Raw genomic sequence first — 493 nt, forward strand, 5'->3', positions numbered from 1 at the left:
CATTGGAACCACCTGATCCCATCCCGAACTCAGTAGTGAAACGATGCATCGCCGATGGTAGTGTGGGGTTTCCCCATGTGAGAGTAGGTCATCGTCAAGATTCATTTCGCAAAACCCCTATCTGCGCATGCAGGTAGGGGTTTTGTCTTTAAGTAGAAGCTCATGCTTCTTCCTGGTAGGCCGCAAGGTCAGCCAGCTGCAGTAAAAAGGTGGTTGACAGCGTTTTTGAATGCTGTATTATTCACATCCCGCGACGAGAGATCGAAGCGAGTTAAGTGTCTGAAGTTAAACGAGTTTCTCGGAAAAAACTTCAAAATAAACGCTTGACAGGCTCTGAGGAAAGCGTAGAATGCGCACCTCGGTTGAGACGAAAAGCTCTTAGCCAAACGCTCTTTAACAAATTGAATCAAGCAATTCGTGTGGGTGCTTGTGAGTATGGACTGATAGTCAAAAAGATTATCAGCATCACAAGTGACCATGCGAGAAATCACAT

Annotated in this window: 1 protein-coding gene and 1 rRNA gene; both read left to right on the plus strand. The window is 45.8% G+C overall.

Annotated elements, in window-relative coordinates; genetic code table 11:
* A 5S ribosomal RNA gene (gene rrf, locus AK81_RS27600) occupies positions 1-100 on the plus strand; the annotation flags it as partial.
* 175 nt (positions 101-275) lie between these two features.
* Positions 276-493, plus strand: a 218-nt coding sequence (locus AK81_RS30320) for a hypothetical protein (protein WP_206542919.1), incomplete at its 3' end; no start/stop codon positions are given.

Source organism: Pseudomonas putida W15Oct28 (genome assembly GCF_000708715.2).
Taxonomy (GTDB): Bacteria; Pseudomonadota; Gammaproteobacteria; order Pseudomonadales; family Pseudomonadaceae; genus Aquipseudomonas; species Aquipseudomonas putida_R.